The 24,239-nt window shown below is 39.5% G+C and carries 14 protein-coding genes; 5 read left to right on the top strand and 9 right to left on the bottom strand.

Annotated elements, in window-relative coordinates; all coding sequences use genetic code 11:
• Window positions 1–145: 145 nt before the first annotated feature.
• From htpG to apt, 5 genes are all read right to left on the bottom strand, one after another.
• A complete protein-coding gene (htpG, locus tag M1F14_RS08875) occupies window positions 146–2,014 on the bottom strand; it encodes a molecular chaperone HtpG (RefSeq protein WP_071548871.1) in 1,869 nt (622 codons plus the stop codon).
• 1,116 nt (window positions 2,015–3,130) lie between these two features.
• Entirely contained in the window at window positions 3,131–3,730 is a 600-nt protein-coding gene (gene recR, locus M1F14_RS08870) for a recombination mediator RecR (RefSeq protein WP_042848149.1), read from the bottom strand.
• On the bottom strand, window positions 3,730–4,059 hold the full coding sequence (locus M1F14_RS08865) for a YbaB/EbfC family nucleoid-associated protein (protein WP_004260403.1): 330 nt from the start codon (window positions 4,057–4,059) through the stop codon (window positions 3,730–3,732). Before M1F14_RS08865 ends, recR begins: the two co-directional genes overlap by 1 nt.
• A 48-nt stretch (window positions 4,060–4,107) precedes the next feature.
• A complete protein-coding gene (gene dnaX, locus M1F14_RS08860; RefSeq protein ID WP_042848152.1) occupies window positions 4,108–6,030 on the bottom strand; it encodes a DNA polymerase III subunit gamma/tau in 1,923 nt (640 codons plus the stop codon).
• Window positions 6,031–6,141: 111 nt separating this feature from the next.
• Complete coding sequence (gene apt, locus M1F14_RS08855) at window positions 6,142–6,693, bottom strand: adenine phosphoribosyltransferase (RefSeq protein WP_042848155.1); 552 nt, start codon at window positions 6,691–6,693, stop codon at window positions 6,142–6,144.
• A gap of 143 nt (window positions 6,694–6,836) precedes the next feature.
• On the opposite strand from apt, the gene priC reads away from it, so the two are divergent.
• Both priC and M1F14_RS08845 read left to right on the top strand, forming a co-directional pair.
• Window positions 6,837–7,385, top strand: a complete 549-nt coding sequence (gene priC, locus M1F14_RS08850; protein WP_042848158.1) for a primosomal replication protein PriC — start codon at window positions 6,837–6,839, stop codon at window positions 7,383–7,385.
• 27 nt (window positions 7,386–7,412) lie between these two features.
• Window positions 7,413–7,589, top strand: a complete 177-nt coding sequence (locus M1F14_RS08845; protein WP_042848160.1) for a DUF2496 domain-containing protein — start codon at window positions 7,413–7,415, stop codon at window positions 7,587–7,589.
• On the opposite strand, the gene mscK is transcribed toward M1F14_RS08845, so the two are convergent.
• The 3 genes from mscK to acrR form a co-directional block, all read right to left on the bottom strand.
• Window positions 7,586–10,966 carry a mechanosensitive channel MscK gene (gene mscK / locus M1F14_RS08840; protein ID WP_048608072.1) on the bottom strand — a complete coding sequence of 1,127 codons (3,381 nt, stop codon included), beginning with the start codon at window positions 10,964–10,966 and terminating at the stop codon, window positions 7,586–7,588. The genes M1F14_RS08845 and mscK overlap by 4 nt on opposite strands.
• 106 nt (window positions 10,967–11,072) lie before the next feature.
• Entirely contained in the window at window positions 11,073–11,426 is a 354-nt protein-coding gene (locus tag M1F14_RS08835) for a DsrE/DsrF/TusD sulfur relay family protein (protein ID WP_042848163.1), read from the bottom strand.
• Between the two features lie 12 nt (window positions 11,427–11,438).
• Window positions 11,439–12,089, bottom strand: coding sequence for a multidrug efflux transporter transcriptional repressor AcrR (gene acrR, locus M1F14_RS08830; RefSeq protein WP_042848164.1), 651 nt, complete (start codon window positions 12,087–12,089; stop codon window positions 11,439–11,441).
• A 134-nt stretch (window positions 12,090–12,223) separates the two neighbouring features.
• Between acrR and M1F14_RS08825 the strand changes: the two genes are divergently transcribed.
• Complete coding sequence (locus M1F14_RS08825) at window positions 12,224–13,411, top strand: efflux RND transporter periplasmic adaptor subunit (protein WP_048608073.1); 1,188 nt, start codon at window positions 12,224–12,226, stop codon at window positions 13,409–13,411.
• A 15-nt stretch (window positions 13,412–13,426) separates the two neighbouring features.
• Window positions 13,427–16,585, top strand: a complete 3,159-nt coding sequence (locus tag M1F14_RS08820; RefSeq protein ID WP_042848167.1) for an efflux RND transporter permease subunit — start codon at window positions 13,427–13,429, stop codon at window positions 16,583–16,585.
• Window positions 16,586–16,645: 60 nt separating this feature from the next.
• Here M1F14_RS08820 and M1F14_RS08815 read toward each other — a convergent pair whose 3' ends face one another.
• On the bottom strand, window positions 16,646–23,053 hold the full coding sequence (locus M1F14_RS08815; RefSeq protein ID WP_181468699.1) for a TcdA/TcdB pore-forming domain-containing protein: 6,408 nt from the start codon (window positions 23,051–23,053) through the stop codon (window positions 16,646–16,648).
• Window positions 23,054–23,290: 237 nt separating this feature from the next.
• Here M1F14_RS08815 and M1F14_RS08810 point away from each other — a divergent pair, with 237 nt between their 5' ends.
• On the top strand, window positions 23,291–24,229 hold the full coding sequence (locus tag M1F14_RS08810; protein WP_042848169.1) for a filamentous hemagglutinin N-terminal domain-containing protein: 939 nt from the start codon (window positions 23,291–23,293) through the stop codon (window positions 24,227–24,229).
• Window positions 24,230–24,239 lie beyond the last annotated feature (10 nt).

Raw genomic sequence — 24,239 nt, 5'->3', positions numbered from 1 at the left:
AAGCTACCATACCATTAGCATGGCGCTTTACTCAAGAACACACGTAAACGTTTTCGCATTTATCTTTTTTCGCAAAAGAAAAAAACCACGCTAAAGCACAAGCAAAAGCGTGGTTTATGTTCAAAAACGAAAGTACAAAATTAACTTATTTTAAAAGCAATTCGTTGATTTTTCGTATAAATAAATTTGGATCTTCCAATGTACCACGCTCGGCCAATAATGCTTGATCCAATAACACATCAACCCAATCAGCAAATACAGACTCATCTGACACTTCAGACGCTTTTTTCACCAATGGGTGTGCTGGGTTTAATTCGAAGTTGTATTTCACTTCTGGCGCAGCTTGACCAGCCGCAGCGAATAATTTCGCCATCTGAGTGCTCATTTCATCAGCATTTGTGGTGACAATCGCTGGAGTATCGGTTAAACGATGCGTCAGTTTGACGTCTTTAACCCTTTCACCCAAGAATGATTTTACACGCTCAACAAATGGTGCTAATTGTTTATCCGCTTCTTCTTGTTCAGCTTTGTTTTCATCCGCAAGTTTATCTAATGACTCATCAGCTTTACTGACTGATTGGAATTGTTTGCCATCAAACTCAGACAAATAGTTCATCATCCATTCGTCAATACGGTCGGATAACAACAATACCTCAATACCTTTTTTACGGAATAACTCGAGGTGTGGGCTACCTTTTGCCGCCGCATAGCTATCTGCGGTGATATAGTAAATTTTATCCTGCCCTTCCACCATACGGCTAACGTAGTCTTCTAAAGAAACATTTTGCACGCTGCTATCTGTTTGAGTGGTCGCGAAACGCAGAAGTTTAGCAATGGTTTCACCATTTGCCATATCTTCCGCAGGGCCCTCTTTCATCACTAAACCAAATTGTTGCCAGAAAGTTTGATATTTTTCCGCATCTGTTTTCGCCAATTTTTCAAGCATTTGTAGAACACGTTTAGTCAATGCACTACGTAAACTGCGTGTTAATGCGCTATCTTGCAATATTTCACGAGAAACGTTCAATGGCAAATCATTGGAATCTAATACACCACGAATAAACCGTAGGTAATTTGGCATAAACTGTTCAGCGTCATCCATAATAAATACGCGTTGAACGTATAATTTCAGGCCATGCTGTTGGTCACGATTCCATAAGTCGAATGGTGCTTGAGAAGGAACATACAGTAAACTGGTATACTCTTGTTTACCTTCAACACGGTTGTGCGTCCAAGTCAAAGGGTCAGCATAGTCGTGGGAAATATGTTTATAGAATTCAACATACTCTTCATCAGAGATCTCAGACTTACTACGTGTCCATAGTGCTTTAGCTTGGTTAATCTTTTCCCACGTTACCGTACCGTCTTCTTCATTTTTATCTTCAATTTCAACAGGTAAAGCAATATGGTCTGAATATTTACTAATTACTGAGCGTAGACGCCAGTTATCAAGGAATTCTTTTTCATCGTCACGTAAATGCAACGTAATTTCTGTACCGCGTTCCGCTTTTTCAATATCGGCAATAGTATACTCACCTTCACCCGCAGATTCCCAAAAAACACCTTCACCCGCAGGGGCTCCTGCTGCACGGCTACGTACTGTGACTTTATCTGCGACAATAAAAGCTGAATAGAAACCAACACCAAATTGACCAATCATTTGGCTATCTTTTGCCTGATCAGTACCTAAAGATTCTAAAAATGCTTTCGTACCTGATTTTGCGATAGTCCCCAAGTTATCAATAACTTCTTCACGGCTCATACCAATACCGTTATCACTAATCGTTAATGTACCTTGGTCTTTATCTGCGCTAATACGTACACGCAATTCACCATCATTCTCATACAGTTCTGGTTTAGATAACGCACGAAAACGCAGTTTATCCGCCGCATCTGATGCGTTGGAGATCAATTCGCGTAAGAAAATCTCTTTATTCGAATAAAGAGAGTGGATCATTAATTGGAGGAGTTGCTTAACTTCTGATTGGAAACCACGCGTTTCCTGTCCTTTCATACTCATTAATCGCCTCTATTTCATCAATCTAATTGGATAGGTTTGACTTATCGATGCAGATTAGTTGGGGGCGAAAAACAAAAATTCAAGCGATAAAGACAAAAAAATTTACTGAAGAAAAAACCAAAACCAATGATTAGAAAGGAAATAATAACAACCGCAATCATTTTAAAGATAGTTAATGAAAGGAATAATTCTACTCATCTCCAATCATATACTCTAAATAATTTGTGCTGTAGCTAGGCGTCAAATACGTTAATCCCTAGGAACATACACCAGTATGTGACCCAAGTCACCGAGTGTAGCCCCCACGACTCAAATTAGTAACTGAATTCTGTAGGGTGATTTTAGAAAAACGAAATCAATACTACCCTCTAAATAGTTCAAGTTGTAGGTAGGCGGCAAATGAGGAGATCTCGGGGAGCATACACCAGTATGTGACCCGAGTCGCCGAGTGTAGCCCCCACGACTCAAATTAGTAACTGAATTCTGTAGGGTGATTTTAGAAAAACGAAATCAATACTACCCTCTAAATAGTTCAAGTTGTAGGTAGGCGGCAAATGAGGAGATCTCGGGGAGCATACATCAGTATGTGACCCGAGTCGCCGAGTGTAGCCCCCACGACTCAAATTAGTAACTGAATTCTGTAGGGTGATTTTAGAAAAACGAAATCAATACTATCCTCTAAATAGTTCAAGTTGTAGGTAGGCGGCAAATGAGGAGATCTCGGGGAGCATACATCAGTATGTGACCCGAGTCGCCGAGTGTAGCCCCCACGACTCAAATTAGTAACTGAATTCTGTAGGGTGATTTTAGAAAAACGAAATCAATACTACCCTCTAAATAGTTCAAGTTGTAGGTAGGCGGCAAATGAGGAGATCTCGGGGGAGCATACATCAGTATGTGACTCGAGTCGCCGAGTGCAACCCCCACGACTCAAATTAGTAACTGAATTCTGTAGGGTGATTTTAGAAAAACGAAATCAATACTATCCTCTAAATAGTTCAAGTTGTAGGTAGGCGGCAAATGAGGAGATCTCGGGGAGCATACATCAGTATGTGACCCGAGTCGCCGAGTGCAGCCAACACCCCTACAGCTTGAAATATGACGAGGATATTACAATCGAGAGCGGCCGGAGAGCGAATGAGACAGCGTCGTACTATCGACTAACTCTAATTCCCCACCCACAGGCACCCCATGAGCAATTCGGCTCGCTGCCACCCCATATTGTGCGCACATTTCCCCAATATAGTTTGCTGTTGCTTCACCTTCTACCGTCGGGTTTGTCGCTAAAATCACTTCTGTGATCGTCTCTACCGCTAAGCGTTCTTCTAACCTATCAAGGCCAATATCTATCGGACCAATACCGTCCAATGGCGATAAATGCCCCATAAGAACAAAATAGCGCCCTGAAAATTGCCCAGTTTGTTCAATGGCATAGATATCTGCTGGGCTTTCGACAACACAAACTAAACCATTTTGCTGACGACGCGGATTCGCACAAATATTACAAACCTCTTGTTCGGTAAACGTTCTGCAATCACGGCAATGACCAATTTCAGACATTGCACTTGTGAGAGATTGCGCTAAACGCATCCCACCGCTCCGGTCACGCTGTAGAAGATGGAAAGCCATACGCTGCGCTGACTTTGGCCCAACGCCGGGAAGACAGCGCAACGCTTCCATTAATGATTCAAGAAGCGGACTTGTTTGCATTAGAATGGCATCTTAAAGCCTGGTGGTAATTGCATACCACTAGAAACGCTCGCCATTTTCTCTTTTTGTGTCTCTTCAATGCGTCGAGCCGCATCGTTAAATGCCGCTGCAATCAAGTCTTCTAACATTTCTTTGTCATCTTCTAACAAGCTAGGGTCGATCTCAACACGGCGGCAATTATGCGAACCATTAATTGTCACTTTCACTAAGCCAGCACCAGACTCGCCTGTAGCTTCAAGTTGAGCGATTTCTTCCTGAACTTTTTGCATTTTATCTTGCATTTGCTGGGCCTGTTTCATCAGGTTACCCAATCCACCTTTACCAAACATAGTTTTCTCTCACAACTGAGGCTACAGATTAACCAATATACTGTAGCGTTAAACGGGGCGAATACTTTCTTCATCCAACTGCGCATCAAACATAGAGCGAAGTTTTTGAATCGTCTTATCCGCAATAATTGACTGACGAGCTTGCGCCAGTTTCTCTTCATAAATCGCCTGTCGCCATTCTAGTGGTGTTTTCACATCACTATTATCATCATGAACGATTTTCAGTTCAACAGAACGACCATACTGCTCGCTCAGAGCTTCCTCTAGCGCTTTATGCGCTTGGGGCTTATCGAGGTGCTTCTGAGATGAACGCAAATGTAAAACAATTTGCGACTCACTTAATTCTTCTATATATGAATTCAAAGCTAATTGTTCAACCAGCTTAGGAATATTTAATTTTGCTATTGTCCCGGACCAGCTGTCTCGCTCCCGCCCTTCTTCAATAATTTTTACTGCTAATTCAGGGGTTTTCTCATATTCTAACGCTTCTTTGATCTCACTTGGCGTCGTAACGGCATCTTTTTGAGCCATTGTTTCTTTGTTCTGAGCTTTCCACTGATACGGCTTTGGTTTCTGAGCTTTCACCCCTTGTGAAGCTTTGTTTTCCACATTTTGTTGGTGTTTGCTGGTCACGGCGGCCAGCCTTTCTAGTGCTGATACCGCCGGCTTAGCCTTTTCAGACGTCGCCGGTTTAGCCTTTTTTAGGCCAGGGTCCTCGCTTTGGGGTGATTGCAGGGTCTGCCTAGCTTTTAATAACTGCAAGGTTGGGCTATTTTCTGGCAAATTCTCTGCACGAGTTTGTGGCGGCGCTCCCCTTTGAGGTGCACTCTGTGTTACCGTTTGTGTGATTACCCGAGGAGGCGCTTCAATTTCTTCGATTACACTTTTAGGGTGAAATGCCAGTGCTCGCAATAAGGCCATTTCTACCCCCATACGCCGCTCAGGTGCATAGGGCAATTCTTTTCTTCCTACCAACAAGGTTTGGTAGAAAAGCTGTAAATCTGCTGGAGAAATAACCCTTGCAACTTGCCGCAAGCGCCCGTCTATCGAAGATGGGTCTGTTTCTTGCTCCGCAGGAAGAAGTTGGATCATCGCGATGCGGTGTAACTGGGTTAAAATTTCAACCAGTAAATTCTCCCAGTCCGCACCTCGGCTAGCCGCTTGCTCCACTTGGCTCATCACGGCGATGCTATCAGCACGGACTAATGCCTCAATGATAGCTAATGGTTGCTCATCATCCAGTGTGCCAAGCATTTGACTCACTATGTCAGCAGTTACCTTGCCTTGCCCCATCGCGATGGCTTGGTCTGTTAAACTTAATGCATCACGTAAACTACCATCAGCGGCTCTCGCTATCAGCTGGCGAGCACGCAGGTCATGTTCAATATTTTCAGCATTAAGAATTAATTCAAGTTGTTCGCTAATTTGAGTGACATCTAACGCTTTTAGATGGAACTGCAAGCAACGTGACAAAATAGTCACGGGAAGTTTTTGTGGGTCAGTCGTCGCCAAAAGAAATTTTACGTGTTCTGGCGGCTCTTCAAGGGTTTTCAACAAGGCATTAAAGCTATGACGTGACAGCATGTGGACTTCATCAATCAAGTAGACTTTGAAGCGACCGCGTGCTGGTGCGTATTGGACGTTATCGAGTAATTCGCGGGTATCTTCCACTTTAGTTCGTGAAGCTGCGTCAATCTCAATTAGGTCGACAAACCTGCCCTGTTCAATTTCCAAGCAGTTGACACATTGACCACAAGGGGATGCCGTGATCCCTTTTTCGCAATTAAGACCTTTGGCAAAAAGGCGAGCAATCGTCGTTTTCCCTACGCCTCGTGTGCCCGAGAAAAGATAGGCGTGATGAAGCCGCTGGTGCTCCAGCCCATTAGCAAGTGCAGTCAAGACGTGTTGTTGGCCAACAACGTCTGAAAATTTTTGAGGTCGCCACTTACGGGCAAGTACCTGATAGCTCATGGTTCCCACAGTAATTTAACATGATACGTGAATAAATATAATCTTAGTACATGCTACCACAGCCTCAACCCTTACGGCGAGGTTGTGATAAAAATAGAGGGAAAATAAAGATTAGTGCCCAGGGAATTCAACTAAGCTGTAAGAAGATACGCCTTCTTTTTGTAGCCGCTCCACACCACCAAGGTCAGGTAAGCTAATGATAAATGCGGCTTCAACCACATTAGCACCGAGCTGCTTGATCATTTTAACTGTTGCTTCGACAGTGCCACCAGTTGCTAATAGGTCATCAACAACCAATACATTATCATTTGGGGTAATGCTGTCTTTGTGGATTTCAAGGGTATCGGTACCGTATTCAAGGTCATAAGTCATACTTAATACTTCACGCGGTAGTTTCCCTTTTTTACGTACAGGAACAAAACCAACACCTAAACGTAATGCGACAGGTGCACCGAATAGAAAACCACGTGCTTCAGTCCCTACAATTTTAGTAACCCCTTTATTTTGGTAATGCTCAACTAACATATCAATGGTTGCTTGGTATGCTGCTGGGGTGTTTAACAAAGTCGTGATATCACGAAAAATCACACCTTCGATTGGATAATCTTGAATAGATGCGATACTTTCTTTAATCAATTGCAGTTGTTGCTCTTTAGCGGTCATAATAAAAGCCAATATAGTAAACACGAAAGTGTAGAATTTATGTAAAGTACCATAAAAATGCAACAAGAAGCCGACTATTTGCAGTTGCTTTTGTTGCTGAATATCAATATTACGCTATTTTTCACATTTAATGAGAATAAAAAATGAAAATCCCCGCTCTTTTAGATGCGTTAAAAAAGCAGATTGATGAATTAGAGACGCGAGTGAGCCCAATAAAGGACCTTGAGTTTTCGCATTCCCGCTTTGATGTGCAATTATTTAATCGTAAGTCGACGCGCCTTGGTGATTGCCAAAACGAGTTAAAAGCGCTTTATCTACAGCTTTGCCATAGTGTCACGCTAAACCATGCAGAGCAGGTCAATTTCCTCACAGAAAAAATCGTTCACCAGATACAGGCAATTTCTCGTGAGATTTCGACACAACCCTTGCGAGAGAAAGAATCAACATTTACCAAGAAGAAAGAGCAGATTGATTTATATGAACGTTTATCACAACATCAAGACTACGAACGCCGTTTGCAGTCAATGGTCAGTGAAAAAGAACTTCACCTAAGCCAACTAACGGATCATCGTTTACAGCACCAATGCCAAAAAGAACTTGCCGTATTGGCAGGCCGTTTATACCGTTGCCGACAAGCACTGTTACGGATAGAAAAAGCTATTGAGCACCAAGAAAACCAATATTTTGATTAATCAACATTAACGACAAAAGGAATTGCCATGTCTTCGCTTAAAGATGCACCGCTAGAAATACAGCTTGCCGTTGATTTGATTTATTTATTAGAAACCTCAGAAATAGACACAGATATCGTACTAAAAGCCCTTGATATTGTTAGAAATGACTATATTTCGAAGCAAATGCAGGCGGCCCAAGCCACCTGCACGAAAGACCGCTAATTAGCTAAGTTGCCATCACCGTCTTTTAATGTACGCTTGACTTCTTGCACTTCATCCCCTTGGCTATTATGCAAATGAACTTCTAGTTGGTTGAAGGCAATATCAATATCATTTTCTCTACATAGTTTGTCTATCGCTCGGTTTATTTCATCATTCGTTACAGACCGATCACCAATTTGGCGTACGTAAAAACGCAATTCGTGATCTAAAGTACTCGCGCCAAAACTAGTAAAATAAACATTAGGCGCAGGTTCTGTCATTACTTTGCTGTTACTGGTCGCCGCAGATAATAAAACTTGCTTAACTTTGTCGAGATCTGACCCATAAGCAACACCAATTGCTATCGTTACCCGTGTGACGGTGTCTGAAAGCGACCAGTTGATCAACCTTTCAGTCACAAAAGCCTTATTGGGAATAATGACCTCTTTACGATCAAAATCAACAATGGTAGTCGCTCGGATGCGGATCTTACTCACCGTCCCTGAATATTCGCCGATCGTCACCGTATCACCAATACGAATTGGCCTTTCAAATAATAAGATGATCCCAGAAACAAAGTTAGCAAAAATTTCTTGTAAACCAAACCCTAAGCCAACAGTTAAAGCAGCGGCTAACCACTGTAATTTATTCCAAGTTACGCCAATCATCCCCAGCGAAGCAATCGCTCCTATACCAATAATACTGTAAGTTAATATGGCTTTAATGGCGTAGGTTGAGCCCTGACGCAACTTCAAACGAGATAATACCAGAACTTCCAATAACCCAGGTAAGTTATGCGTCATCACCCATGACACAACAATAATCACTAACGCTAAAATTAAATTGGCAAGCGTCACGTATTGTAAAATATTGCCACCTTCCGCCGAAGTCGCCGTGTAGCCCCACAAATTCACGCTGTCTAAGAAGGAAAAAATCGTAATAAAGTCAGACCAAATAGCATAGAACGCTAGTGCAAAGATAATAAATAAGACCATTGTCATTAAGCGCAACGACTGTTGGCTAATTAAATCAATGGCCATAGGGGGTTCTTTAATTGGCTCATTTTCTGTCTCTTCTTGCTTAGACATCGCACGTCGTTCAATAGCTCGTTGATACGCAAGCTTTCGAGCGACTAATGTCAACCCCCTCAAGCAGGCATTATAAGTGATATGCCACAGCAACAATAAATATAAGCTGTCTATCCAACGATTCGTCAAACGTAATGTGGTGTAGTAGTACCCCGCCATCATCAACCCCACTAAAATCAATGGTGAAAATGTCAGTAGTGCCACAACAATACTCCGAGTTAAATGACTGCCCCTTTCTTGCCAAACCCGCTTACAAAATGGAGTGGTAAAAATACACAGTAGCACTAAGGAAATTAACACTACTAGCTGACCAATCACATCTTCTGACACTTTTAATGGATTGCTAATTCCGTAAGTCGAAAAGAAAATAAGCGGTAACAAAGGGATAGATAATCTGAACAGACCACGTCGAGCAAGTGTTATTTTCTCTTTTTCGATAGCAAAGTGTTTTTGCGCGATACCTTGGGGTTTAAGTACCCGATAAGTTAGCTCAAATAACACCCAGAAGATGGCTAATTGCTGACAAAATTTCCAAACAAAGGGCCCTTGAGCATTACCTGTTTTCAAAAACCAATAACCAATAGCTAATAAAAACAATGATACTGGCAAGGTCTGCATTAACGTTAATAATAAGGCAAATGGTGTACTTAATACGCTGTCACTACGTAAACTTGAAAGGTGCTGGTCGATATCCTGTAATCGTCGATTAATCTTACGGTTAAACCAAATAAAAATTAGCGCGACTAACACTAACGGAATAACCACCAGCAAAGAGTTACTGACGCCCTTCATAATGCTACGGCTTGAAATGGATAAATCAACATTGTCGAATTGTGCAGTCGCCGCTTCGGGAAAGGCTTTCAGCCATTCTAAATCAATCGGTTTATTACTGTTCACCCAAAATATTTGCTGTGCCAATATGTTTTCAAGAGAACTCACAACACTCAATAATTGGTTTTGATCTAACTCTAAATTAATTGCTTGTGAAATTTGCCCTCCGAGTTGTTGATTCAGCTCATCTAACAACCCTCGGCGAACTTCCAACAGTTTTATTAAAACCGCTTTGTCTTCCTCTGATAATAAGGTTGACGCTTCTGGGTCATCCCCCGTTTTAACCTCTAATTGCTGTTCTAATTTAGTGATGTAATCACTGGGTTGGTATAGTTCATCACGCTGCTGATTAATATCAAATTGTTCAAGGCGCAAATCAGCAATTGTCGTAGGTAAGTTTTTAGTTAAAATATTAGCGGGTAAATCAATTTGTTGTTGAAATAAAATTCGAGATAACAACAAACTACCTCGTAATACATTGATCTGTTCTTTTAAGTTTCGCTCTGATTGTGTCGCTCTTTCAAGCCACGTTTTAACTCGTATACCATTTTGTACTAATTTATTACTGTCTTCTGTCACCGCAATAAGCCGATCACTTAATGTATTATTAATCGCAATTTCTTTTTGAATAATCGGGTTTTGTTGAACGTTAATATCTGTTTCAGAGGTACTCAATGCTTCACGTACCGTCGATTGGGAATCATTAAGCCGCCGGTGGCTAATTTCAGCTTGGATCTGTTGAATGTAGACTTCGAGCTGTTCAATATAAGCCGCGGTATAATCGCGTTGTTTTTGCAATACATCTTGCAATTGGGTATTGCTTTGTAGAATGCGTTTTTGATACTCATTTTGCTGCTGTAATAGATATTGTTCTACCAGTAGCATATTGATTTGGGTTGGCCTTAAGCTCACCACATCGTCTTGTGTATTATTTAATTCATTACGAATATCTTGCAAACGCTTCGCATTTTCTAGCATCAGCGCTTGGGCTCGTTCAGGTTGAGTTTGTAACCCTATCAATTGACTACTGTAGGTAGCGAGGTCACTGTGTTCAACTTGAAGGTTTTCTAGGTAAGATGATTTCAATGCTTCTAATTGGGAAAGTGTGCTTTTTTGAATTTGTTCAGCGAAGTTTGCTGCAAGTTGTTTATTTTCTTTTTTTATTTGCTGTAAACCTTGAACCGCTTTTCTCGAATCTTCACTGGTATTGTTGAGTTTTTCTTGTAGTTCTTCAGTTCGTTGTTCTAATTTACTCAGTTCCTCATAAAAATCAGATGTTTTTTCTAAATCCGCTAACGCTAATTTATCATCTTCATTCAAGGCACTTTTTTTATTCAATGCATCGAGTGCACTTTTAATCTCATTTTTACTCGGTAAATGACTCGTGGTTAATGCGTTAACAGGATAGGAAAAAAGCACTGTGGCAAATAATGAGATTATGCTAATTAAATGTAGCCAATTCCGTTGTTGTTTCATCATAACAACATCCCTATATACTCATAATAAGCTTTCACATATTGTTTTATTACACAAAGTGCTGATAAAGAACTATCAGCACACTAGGTAAATATTGCACGACCCCAGACTAGAACGTTAATACTTTCTCAGCACTTAATGTCCAACTGGCGAGTTCAACAAGCGTCCCAACTTCAACACCGTCCGCTAAAGCAAGTTCGCTAATTCCTCGTGCATCCGTACATGTTTTACACAATTTCACGGGAACATTTTGTGCGGTTAAAATTTCTAACATCTGTTGAAGATTATAACCTTCTTTGGGTTTTTGCGCAGCCAAGCCCGCAGCCACTGCATCTGACATTAAGAAAACTTTTAAATCCAACTGTGAATTTTGCTCTTTTAAGGTGATCGCCAAACGCAATGAGTTAAATAATGTTTCACTGCCGTAAGGTGCGCCATTGGCAATAATCAGGATAGATGACATTTTACACTCCAATTATTCAGTTTGAATTGGTTTAAGCCGTATTGCGGCATTACTTTTTAAAGTCTCTAATAGTGTATCAACCAATGTAATGGTGTGTTGATTTATATTGAAGTTTTCTGTCTGGAGTAGCCAGTTTTCCAATAAACCTGACATCAAAGAACGGATCATAATAGCAGCGCAGTCGACATTTAGGTCTGCCGGTAATTGCCCTGCCGCAATACACGAGTGTAAGTTTTCAACAATTCGACATTGGCTAGCAACATAATTAGCCCGTTTAAAATCAACTAGCGCCGCCATTTCACCGACTAATTCGCACTTCAAAAAAAATATTTCCATCAGAGCGCGGTTTTTAGGGCTTTCAATGAAATCAGTTAAAATAAAAACTAACAATTCTCTTAGTATTGAAAGTGGATCATTGGTATATTTAGAACGATAATATTCTTCAGCTTGTACAATTTGGTTATCACCAAACTCACAGGCTTGATAAAAAAGATCAACTTTATTTTTGAAATGCCAATATATCGCCCCACGGGTAACCCCGGCGGCTTTTGCAATATCGGCTAATGATGTGGCAGAAACGCCTCGTTCAGAGAATGTTTTGATAGCAGCATCTAATATTTCCTGACGAGTTTCTTCAGCCTGTTGTTTAGTTTTTCGTGCCATTGTGACCCGTTTCTATCGAAAGCTGATTTACATACAATCGTGTATGTTTGTACTATAGCACAGTGATAAATCATATTGTTTACCATTTTTCTTATTTTTGTTTTGAACTCATATTGATTAATTGAGGTTAACTTATGCGAAAAAACAGAGGGGTGTTACCTCTGGCTCTGTTGGTTCTTTCAGGTGGCTTAGCTTTATCCGGTTGTAACGACGAACAACAAGGTGGCGGAGAACGCCCGGCGCCTGAAGTAGGAATTGTTACGCTTAAAGCCGAACCTCTGACGCTCAAAACCGAGTTACCAGGCCGTACATCTGCATTTCGTATTGCTGAGGTTCGTCCTCAAGTTAGTGGCATCATTTTGAAGCGCAACTATAAAGAAGGTAGCGATGTCGAAGCTGGCACATCTTTGTACCAGATTGACCCTGCACCATTCCAAGCAACCTATGACAGTGCAAAAGCTGAATTAGCGAAAGCGCAAGCAAATGCAAATTTAGCAGGATTGACAGTTAAACGTTATAAACCATTGTTAGGCACTAATTACATTAGCCGTCAGGAATACGACCAAGCAACATCAACTTATGCACAAGCTCTTGCTGCTGTTAAAGCGGCTGAAGCCGCAGTTGAAACTGCACGTATTAACCTGAACTATACCAAAGTAACTGCGCCAATCAGTGGTCGTACTGGTAAATCGAATGTCACTGAAGGGGCATTAGTTTCTACTGGTCAAGCAACTGAGTTAATGCGTGTTCAGCAACTGGACCCTATCTATGTAGACGTCACTCAATCAAGCGATGATTTTTTACGTCTAAAAAATGAGATAGCCAAAGGTGCTGTCCAAAGAGAATCTGGTCAAGCCCCTGTAAGCTTAATCAGTAATGATGGCCTAGAATATGCACAAAAAGGTGTTCTCGAGTTCTCTGATGTGACTGTTGATGAAACAACAGGTTCTATCACAATGAGAGCCGTTTTCCCTAATCCGAACAAAGAGTTACTTCCAGGTATGTTTGTTCGTGCAGTATTAGAAGATGGCATAATTGAAAAAGCGATTTTGGTGCCACAACAAGGGTTATCCCGTACAGCTCAAGGGACCTCTCAAGTTATGGTCGTCAACGCTGAGAATAAAGTTGAAGTCAGGGCGGTTAAAGCTGGTCAAGCTATTGGCAATAAATGGCTGATAACTGATGGCTTACAAGAAGGTGATCGCATCATTGTCATCGGCTTACAAAAAATCAAACCAGGAATTGTTGTGAATCCTAAGGAAGCTAACTTAGAAACGCAATCCATAGACAATCAGGCAAAACCTGAAGAAAAGTCTAAATAAGGGAGCGGCTGATTAATGCCTAAGTTTTTTATAGAAAGACCAATTTTTGCGTGGGTAATTGCAATTATCACCATGCTTGCTGGTCTGTTGGCAATTATCCAGTTACCTGTTTCACAGTACCCAACCATCGCGCCACCGGCTGTTTCTATTTCAGCTAACTATCCGGGAGCGGATGCTGAGACTGTACAGAACACCGTAACTCAGGTTATCGAACAAAATATGAACGGTATCGATAACTTGGTATATATGTCATCGAGCAGTGATTCATCAGGTTCTGCTAGCATCACAATAACGTTTGAAGCAGGTACTGATGGTGATATAGCGCAAGTACAGGTACAAAATAAATTGCAACTGGCAATGCCATTGCTGCCACAAGAGGTTCAGCAGCAAGGTATTAGTGTTGATAAATCAACTAGTTCCTTCTTAATGGTTGCCGGTTTCGTTTCTAATGATGGCTCAATGGGGCAATACGACATTGCTGACTATGTTGGGTCAAATATTAAAGACCCACTTAGCCGAGTAAATGGTGTCGGTGAAACGCAACTATTTGGTACGCAATATGCGATGCGTATCTGGTTAAAACCAGAACAGCTCGTTAAATACAACATGACCACAACGGATGTCATTAATGCTATCAAGGTTCAAAACAACCAAGTAGCAGCAGGGCAACTCGGTGGTTCACCTTCAATTGCTAACCAGCGTTTAAACGTTTCTATCATTGCACAAACACGTTTAAATAATGCTGAAGAATTTAGCAATATTTTGCTGCGTGTAAACCAAGATGGTTCACAAGTACGCATTAAAGATGTTGCTGATGTCGAATTAGGTGCAGAAAACTACAGCACGATTGCCCGTTTTAATGGTAAACCTGCTGCTGGTATTGGTATTAAGTTGGCGACAGGTGCAAACGCATTAGATACCTCTAATAACGTGCGCGCAGCTCTTGAAGATATGAAACCTTTCTTCCCTCAAGGGTTAGAAATTGTTTATCCATACGATACAACCCCATTCGTTAAAATTTCGATTAACGAAGTGGTTAAAACGTTGGTTGAAGCAATCATGCTAGTTGTTGTGGTAATGTATTTGTTCCTACAAAACATTCGTGCAACCTTAATACCTACAATTGCCGTTCCAGTCGTATTATTGGGTACTTTTGCTATTTTATCGGCATTCGGATACTCGATAAATACCCTGACGATGTTCGCCATGGTTCTTGCCATCGGTCTTCTGGTCGATGATGCCATCGTTGTTGTTGAAAACGTTGAGCGGGTAATGCAAGAAGAAGGCTTGTCACCAAAAGAAGCGACCAAAAAATCAATGGGTCAAATCCAAGGTGCATTAGTCGGTATCGCAATGGTACTTTCGGCAGTATTTATCCCAATGGCTTTCTTTGGAGGGTCTACGGGGGCTATTTATCGTCAGTTCTCAATCACGATTGTATCATCAATGGTATTCTCAGTTCTGGTGGCAATGATTTTAACGCCAGCACTGTGCGCAACCATGTTGAAGCCGATTGAAAAAGGCAGTCACGGTAGCCAGAAAGGGTTCTTCGGTTGGTTTAACCGAATGTTTGAAAAGCAAGCTCACCATTATACTGACAGTGTAAGCCGCATGCTTAACGGTACAGGCCGTTATCTTGTCATCTACCTGATATTAGTGGCGGGCATGGCCTTTATGTTTGTGCGTTTGCCGTCTTCTTTCTTACCAGCAGAAGACCAAGGGGTATTCCTGTCAATGATCCAATTACCACCTGGATCAACCCAAGAACAAACGCAAGCGGTATTGGATGAAGTTAACAACTACTACCTTACCGAAGAAAAAGCAAACGTTGAGTCAGTCTTTACCGTTGGGGGCTTTAGCTTCGCAGGTCAAGGACAAAATATGGGTCTAGCCTTTATCGTTCTGAAAAACTGGAGCGAGCGTAAAGGTGATGAAAACCACGTCGATGCGATTGTACAACGCGCTAATATCGCGCTGTCACAAAAACAAGAAGCGCTAATCTACGCATTTAACCTACCGGCAATTGTTGAGTTAGGTACCGCCGACGGGTTCGACTTCGAGCTTGTAGATAAAGCTAACTTAGGGCATGAAAAATTAATGGAAGCCCGTAATCAGTTACTTGGATTAGCAGCTCAGCACCCAGAAATGCTGCAAGGTGTCCGTCCAAATGGTCAGGATGATACCTCACAGTACCGTATTTATATCGACCAACAAAAAGCACAGGCACAAGGTGTTGCGATTAGTGATATTAACGCAACATTAAGCTCGATCTTCGGTGGAGCCTACGTGAATGACTTTATCGACCGCGGTCGTGTGAAGAAAGTTTACGTACAAGGTGACGCAGAAAGCCGTATGCTGCCAAAAAATATCAGTAACCTGTATGTTCGTAACAACCAAGGTAAAATGGTTCCATTCTCTGCATTTTTGGACACATCCCAAGACCCTTGGAAGTTTGGTTCACCACGTTTAGAGCGTTATAACGGTGTCCCATCAATGAACATTCAAGGTCAGGCTGCCCCAGGTAAAAGTACCGGGGATGCTATGCTGCTAATGGAAAAACTCACGACTGAAAACCTGCCAAAAGGAATTGGTTATGAGTGGACGGGGATGTCTTATCAAGAACGTTTAGCAGGTAACCAAGCCCCTGCTCTATATGCGATTTCCTTGATAGTCGTCTTCCTATGCTTGGCAGCACTGTATGAAAGTTGGTCAGTTCCGTTCTCTGTTATGTTAGTCGTTCCGCTAGGTATTATCGGGGCATTAATCTTCACCTCAGTTCGAGGCTTAGATAACGACGTTTACTTTAAAGTAGGTCTACTAACAACCATTGGGCTCTCGGCGAAAAACGCAATATTGATTGTTGAATTCGCCAAAGACTTAATGGAAAAAGAAGGGAAAGGGTTAGTCGAGGCAACACTTGACGCAGTTAAGATGCGTTTACGACCAATCCTGATGACATCACTGGCATTTATGCTAGGTGTTATTCCACTGGTATTTAGTAATGGTGCAGGTTCTGCATCTCAGAACTCAGTAGGTACGGGTGTTCTGGGTGGTATGTTCGCAGCAACTTCACTGGCTATTTTCTTTGTCCCAGTCTTCTTCGTGGTGATCCGTCGCCGTTTCTCTAAGAAGTCTGAAGATATTGAACACAGCCATCCACCAGCTTCGCATTAATTACCTATAAGACTTAAAAAGAGCCACTTACGTGGCTCTTTTTTTTAACCTGATCACTATTTAATGTTGATTCACTGTATCGAATAATAATGTATCGGAATAACGTTGCCCTTGCCCTAAGGCTAATTTCTGCAACGTATTGACTCCATCATCCACAGCCATTTGAGTTGTAAATCCCCCTAATAGCGCGATTTCGTCATTTATTCTTAGCTGCTCATTAAAATAAGCGGATAAATACATTAAGCCATGACGAACCTGAGGACGTTCAGCAAGAATACTAATATCAATAAATTGTTCAGTTTCACCAATTTGAATTTGTAGATGACGGTAGGAGTCAGCCTGTGAGCTATAAGCTTTATATATACATAACGATGTATTGTTTATTGGGTCCGTAATGATTAAATCCTCCCCTTGGCGACTAGCATATATATCCCCCAGTTGAGCTTCTATGGGGAGAACTAGCCGATCAACAACCCGATCTGCCGAATAATTATTGATAATAATCGCTTTATAATACTGCCAATCTGCTTTCTCGAAATTATACGTATCTGAGCCTTCACCTAAGCTAATAATCAAAACAAATGTATTTCTGAATTCCTCTAACTTTAAATTATCATCGCCCCTTGTTCCTTTTATAATTAACGATGAACTTAGCTGTTTATTATTCTGCAAAATTGGGTGATATATAATTTCATCACTATCTATTTGTAGCATTAAACCACCAGCTATTTTTTTTACGGACTTAAAGCTGATGTTTGGGTATAAATCCATATATTCAGGTAGGTTCTCAGGGTGTATCATAACCCTATTCTGATCAAAAATGCGGTCAAATTGAGCAGAGTCAATTGCCTTTACTTGATATAATTTCTTTGATTTTGTATCAAAAATTATGCCCTGCTGTTTAGCATCATCAAACCCCATGATTTGTAATTCACTCTCCGATGAAAATGATGGTGATATGATAATTTTACCTTTTAAATACCATGCAGGTAATATACGTTTCCCATCAGCACCTTTTAACCCAAATAACGCAATAGGGTGTTTTTCATTTGAAAATTGGTTGAAATTACTCCACTTAAAAATTGACTTATTAAACCAATTTTTATTAAGGGCAACTGTATCAGCAGTGCCATCAGCATTAAGTTGCTTTACTGTGCCATCATCTTGAATAATTAAAATATTATTCTGCCAGTTAATAACGTTCTCTATCTGGCGGAAATTTAAACGTAAAGCCGTTGGGTTATTTGGTTCAATAATATCTTGCCCAAGCCCCTCTTGGTAAAAAACTACATCTTCTTTTCGACTATAAAAAAAGAATACTTCCTGTCCACTTTGATTAAACAGGCTACCAACCAATATTAAATCTTCAGGTGATTGCCATACCCACTGGTCGCTTCTCAAGTCATAGAGATCATGAACTACCCCCAAAACCTTGGCTAAGGTTGCTTTCTTTCCACTAATTTTAAATAAATTCTCAGCTCGTATTAAGTGTTCTTGTGATATACCCAAATGAGAACTTTCCATAATTGTTTTTAGTGGTATACCTGGTTTAGCTAATAGCAAATCAATTTCGACTTGTTTTTCTGCCGTTATGGAATATCGCCGTAATAACTGTGAACTTAGCTGGCTATCATAATTATCAGGTCTGGCTAAATTACACTTAATTAATGTCCCACTCTCACTTCGTAACCAATAACGGTAAGTAAAACCTTTGTCTGTCCCTATTAGCTTTACGATTTTCCCAACGGAAGTTTCGGCCTGTGAACTAGGGTTTCCAATATGTTCAGGATGATAAGTAAAACCTTGTTCCCTTTCGTGGTTTTGCTCCTGTTCTGTGAGTATGACGACTTTCCTAACATTTGGCTCAATAGGCATGTATAAATCTGAACTAGAGTTTATTACTTCATCAGAAAAAACTAAGTAGTCATGTTGTAACAGTTTTTGACGTTGTTCTTGAGATAATATAGTCGGGGTATTATGAAGCATATTAATTAACTTTCTATTATTAAATACCTTTGTTAGCTCTAATTTATCTCTAAGCACTCGATAAGTGCTATCTATTTTCTGCCCCAGATAATTTTGACGTAATGTAATATTAAATTGATTATATTCTAATGAAGCATGAACAATTTCTGCTCCACTACCTAAAACTGATGAAGCCTCTATTTTATGGGTAATATTGCCGGTCTTAACATTTGCTTGCCAAGCTATCGCTTTTTCTCTCGAATAGAAATAAACCACATCACCAATAACGCCGATTAATTCTGCTGTTTGGTTTTCTTCTGATAATGAATTCGTAAATAACATACGTTTTGTTGCAACGTCATAAAAAGCACGCCCAACATCTAAGCCATTATGCTGATAACTATTAACTACTACATATTGCCCATGTAATTCATGTTTATCCGCTAATTCATTAAGGTGTTGTTCAATAGATTGGCCTTTTACACTCCATCGGTGTCCATCTAAACTAATGGGTTCAATTGTTTGAGCACTAAAGTTAATTATATTAAGCTCATTCTTACTATTAATAACTTTTATCAGGCTTGATTTAGCTGTAGCATCAATTCCAATCGTAAACCCATTTATTTTAATATGGTCATCATAAAATGAAACGTTAAGTTCTTTACCATCATCAATCAGACTTGTATCAAGTATCCATTGGGATAGCTTATCACTGCTTAAGTCTTCCATTAGCCGCAAGGAAGCACCATGGTTAACTGTAATTTGATATTCCCCGCCATTCCCTTTAACAACATGTTCTATATGACCTCGCCATGGTTCAGGCATTAGTGGAACAACCAAATGTTTATTTTCAGTGTTAAGCGTAACTTGGATTTTAGTATTGACATACTCATGCACTAATTCTGAGATTATGTACTCGGCACTACAATAGAGAAAATCAAAATAAAATTGGTAGTCTTCCTCCATTTTCCGCAATATTGAAAAGCCATTATCATTACGTACTGTTCCCCCGAAAAGAACACTGTAGTTATAACGAATATAAGATTGCGGAACGACGGGCAACACAATAATATGAGACTGTCCCCCATCAAAGCTGACCTGATTATCTACAACGCCAACCGCTTCCCTAATATTAATGGCATTCTTTCTATCAATATCTGCTCGTGGCGCTGACTGAAAATCACTCATACAACAATGCGGAATAGTCCATGTCATGTTTTCACCACGGTAGATATATTGACTCCCCAGTTTAAAAAAACCTCTTTGAAAGTTAATTTCTTCTATTACTACTCCATAAGTTGGGATTAAAAGTTTTTTTTCATCATCATAAGCTATTGCCGCACTCTGGTAACTTTGCTGATAAGCCGTAAATTCCAGACCAACAGCAGTTGCTTTTTGTGCGTGGCGTTCATTAATATTGATTAAAGCAGTAAAACCAACCCCTACCCCCATAATCGGTACAGATAATGGCCCAGTAATACCTGCGACGGTTTCAGCACCGAGTATAGAGGCACCTATACCGACAAGACCAGCTCCGAGTGACGCTGAGTCAAAAGCCAATTGCGTTCCGAACACGGCTCTTTGTGCTTCATTTTGTGCATTAGCTAACTCATAAATATCAAATACAACCATTGCTCCTTGGAAAAGAATACCAAGCCCTTCATTTGCCATACGTACTAGCGATAAAGAAAAGTTGTTCATCATTGTTTTAGCCGCTACGCTTCCTTCTCGCCACAATGAGTAAGCTATTTTCCCTACTTTAGCAGCATCATTGATCACCCCATGTGCCATCATTGAATAACTAATGTAAGTATGAATACGTAATGCTGTTTCTAGATTTGATGGCTGTTCCGAAGAAGCCGCTGCCTTGCGATTTCGATTTGCAGACCATTGAATTATTGCTTGTATACCCATTGCTATATTGAGGCCATCTACATGTTCCGCTTCCCCAATACCACTTTTTCTTTGTAACTCCTTACCATTAAAAGAATAATTTTTCTTTAGTATTGCTATCTGTTTATGAAAATATTCTTTAAATTCAAAAAATGTTGCGTTTTCTGTTTCAATCCACCGTGTTTTTGCTTCTACGTCTTGGTGAATAAATTGAATGCGGTATCGGTCATCGCTCAATTTCTCAACATTTTCAAAAACGGGTAACCACTTTTCATCTAATTGATGTTTATTAATCACTTCATAAAGAGCCGATTCAAGGCGTTCTCCCAACCACTCTGACTCTAAAATGGCTAAGGAAGCCTGTATTTGCTTGTCTCTTGCGATTAAGTCTTGACGAGCAATTATCTCTGCTACCTCCTCGCTTTGGTGAATAGACTCCGTTAAATCATCCGACTGAACTAAATCGGCAACAGTTAAACGGCTACCAATTTGAACATCAGACATTTGCTCTGTGTCAATTGATACCATTTCAAATTGACCACCGACAACTGAATAGTGCTGAGCCATGTTATTTTCAAACATAAATTTATTCAAAGCAGAAAATAATTTATCAGGATCATCAAAAACATAAATACCAAAGTTAGGATCATAAAAATAATAATTTGTTTCATCATTAATTATCGTTTTCCCTAATAGCATCGAGTGTGTAACACTATTAAGTGCATACATATTTGATCCTTTAGAATCAACCAGAATTTCTTTTACCTTATTTAATTCAAATGTACCAAGAACTGTTGATGCCTGAGCCGCCTCTATATTTAAATGGAGATTCTCCAGTGCAAATTTTAATAAAATTGAGTTTTTATCTTCAGGTGATGCTGCTGCAAAAAACATTTTATTAAGAAATTTATTTGCACCTATCATCCCCTCTGACTTTAATGCAACAGACATCGTCCTAACTAAAGGATAACAACGCCCCCCCGAATTATCCCCCATTAAAGGCAAGTAAAAATCTTGGGGAGCAATTCGTTGGTCAATCCCCCCCGCGTCTCGAAACAATGAATTAGATTTCAAAGTGAAGCTTAAAATATTACTTTCAAACTCTGCTTTCTCCTTTCTAATTATATGTTGGTATAAAGCCCCCCTCTTTTCAATACTTAATTCACTCTTAATATATAACTCTTTCATTTCTAATGATGACATATCATCATTAAAACCATCAATAACTATCTGATCATATTGTTCAATACCCTCATTAAATTTAACATTATATTTTACTATGTCATTATATAACACCAGCTCATAAAGCTTTTCAATTGGCTGGGTTTTAAAATTAATTCCACTCTGGATACTCGGGTCTTCCATTTGAATAATTGAAGATTCCCCATGTTGTTTTTTTATTTGTAACCATAACCAATTGCGTTCAACGACTAATGCTTCTGCCAAAATAGAACCATACTTCTGCCTATAGTATCCACGTGTAATCTTATGTTCCTCAATAGATTTTTTAAATTGTGCAATTCTAATCGAATCCTCATTACTATGTGTTTCTTTTCTATTTAACGCTGTCAATTCTAAATTTATTTCTTCTATTTTATTATTTAGTATATTAATATTTTTAGCAATTTGAATTTTTATCTCATCACGTAAATTTAACCAAGGCGTAATAGCAGGATGCTGTAATGAAAACTCCCCTTCAAAATACACGCCATCTAAAATATTATCAGTATCAATACCAAATTCACTTGCAATTTGTTTTAATTTTTTATGTATTTCATTACGATGAAGGTTAAATTTATCTAAAACATCATGAGAAAGCCGCTCATTTGGGTATAAAGCACTAATCGAGGCACTATTTCTACGCAATATGGGGGTAGGAGTGCCATTAATGACTTCATATTCTTGGCGTTGTAGTAATAATTGCCACCCACCATGATTAAACTGCATATAAGCAACGGCAAGCCCTTCTTCAGTGCCAGATATTTGATAATCTTTAAAATCAAATGCCATTACTACGTTATCATATAATACTGAACTGTTTACTCGGCCATCATGATAAACACGGTATGTTGTCTCGTTTAACTTTGTGACAATAACAGAGCACCCTGTCAAAGACCCTGTAAATAAAAAGCTATTTTCAGTTGCTTGTATAGGTATATCAACATAAGCAGGTGTTTTAATTGACTGATTAGCCCCATTATAGCCTAAAAAATAGGCTTCAACGGCTAATTTAGGGTCCATTCTTGAAGGCTCATACAGATATTCAGCTGCATAACTGTTTGGTGCTAGCTTGACTAATTGAGCACGGCCGTGTGGAGGAAGCTTCCCCATTTTTGTCATGTTATCGCCACTAATGGCATTCAGCCTAATAAAGGATAATGGGTCTGTGGCTAATTGCTGAATATCATGGCTTGCAAGACCATTTTTTGTTTGTATCCTTCGCCCCAAAAGGCCCGTTTTTAAAGATCTATCCCGCAATACTTGAGCTATTAATTCGGGGCTAACTTGCATTATTTTCTGCGCTAATACATTCCCTACATATATTAGCTTAATCCCAAAATGTTTTTTTATAATTAAAAAATCTAGCAAACTACATTTATCATTCAACATTTATATCATTCCTTTGATGTAATAATCTATTAATTAAATAATCATTTATTAATTAACACTATAAATTTAAATAATTTAACTAAAAAACAAAAATAAACAAATAAACCCCATACAGTCACCATGGGAAATAACTGATATTTTTTATTATAATGGTGTTTTTTTTGTTATTTTAAAAACCTTACTTTTAAGTATAATCAACACTGTTCAGGAGTCATTATAATAGCAAGGAAGTTATATATGAAATTAATAATTGTAAAAACCGCCACATATCTAAGTTTATTTCTACCTTTTATTTCTAACTCAACCCCTCCCAACATCGATAAAGCAAAAGTCATTAACATTGAAGCTCCACTTAAAAACCATATTTCATTCAATACTTTTGAGAGTTTATCTTCCAATGAAGACGGTTTAGTTTTTAACAATGATATAAACAGCAATAGCAATCTTAATAATAAAGCTGCCAAGCTTATATTTGCTGAAGTAACAGGAAATGAAGAAAGCCAATTACAAGGAGTTTTAGGCATAAAAGGCCAACGGGCTAACCTAGTTATCGCAAACCCAAATGGTATTTCATGGAAGAATGGCATAACTAATAATATAAATAGTTTGTCATTAGTAGCAGGAAAGTTTGAAAGGCAATATATCAAAAATAAAGAAAAAGATAACCAACTTGAACCAAAAAAATTAGAGGACTACAGCCAACTAAAGTTTTCAACCCAGCCAGATAGCCTTGTCACCATTACTCAACAACAAGGTAACCCTATATTATTGTCAAAAATAAATGTATTCGCTGACCAAATAAAACTACAAAACACTCTCAATATCAATGCAGCTATACAAAATTATATTAGTGCATCCGGTATCGGTACACTGTCACCTAGTGAAGCAGTCATTAAATATAGCTCAAAGTTTAAAACAGACATTCCTTACATCCAAGGAAATCAATTTGAACTGGACGAACAAGCAAAATTAACTGGGAGAAATATTACACTTGAGAGCCATCAGTACCAATGCCAAGATAACTTCCTTTGCCCACAAAATAAAATTGATATTAAAGGCCTTATCAGTGCAATGAGTCTTTCAGTACGTGGAGACGGTGATATTATGCTTTCAGATAAAGGTGCTATAAAGATAGGTAAAAACCAACAAATACTCATCGCTCAGCCACCCCAGTAATACCAATCTT

Origin of the sequence: Providencia sp. PROV003 (genome assembly GCF_045040775.1) — a bacterium.
In the GTDB taxonomy this organism is placed as follows: domain Bacteria; phylum Pseudomonadota; class Gammaproteobacteria; order Enterobacterales; family Enterobacteriaceae; genus Providencia; species Providencia huashanensis.
The sequence above is the reverse complement of the archived record's forward strand: the minus strand, read 5'-3'. Positions and strand labels throughout refer to the sequence as shown.